At 48.2% G+C, this 436-nt stretch carries 1 protein-coding gene; it reads left to right on the top strand.

Annotation, left to right across the window (positions count from 1 at the left end; translation table 11 throughout):
• Positions 1-436 (top strand): ATP-dependent metallopeptidase FtsH/Yme1/Tma family protein (locus AC6EMZ_RS23290; protein WP_498405183.1); only part of this gene is annotated, 436 nt, incomplete at both ends.

Below are 436 nucleotides of genomic sequence, written 5' to 3'. Positions count from 1 at the left end.
ACCTAATTCTCTGGTTAGTCATCGCAGTTGTGCTGATGTCTGTTTTCCACAGCTTTGGGCCCAGCGAGTCGAATGGCCGAAGGGTGGATTATTCAACCTTCTTGACCGAAGTGAATCAGGATCAGGTCCGTGAAGCACGTATTAACGGGCGTGAGATCAGTGTTATCAAAAAAGACAGCAACAGATACACGACTTACATTCCTGTCAATGACCCCAAGCTACTGGATAACCTGCTAACGAAGAACGTGAAAGTCGTTGGTGAACCACCGGAAGAGCCGAGTTTGTTGGCTTCTATCTTTATTTCCTGGTTCCCGATGCTGTTACTGATTGGTGTCTGGATCTTCTTCATGCGTCAAATGCAAGGCGGCGGCGGTAAAGGTGCCATGTCCTTCGGCAAGAGCAAAGCGCGTATGTTGACTGAAGATCAGATCAAGAC

The organism is Enterobacter sp. SCRI0065 (genome assembly GCF_059766475.1).
Note: the sequence above shows the minus strand (reverse complement) of the source record. Positions and strands in the feature narration are given on the sequence as shown.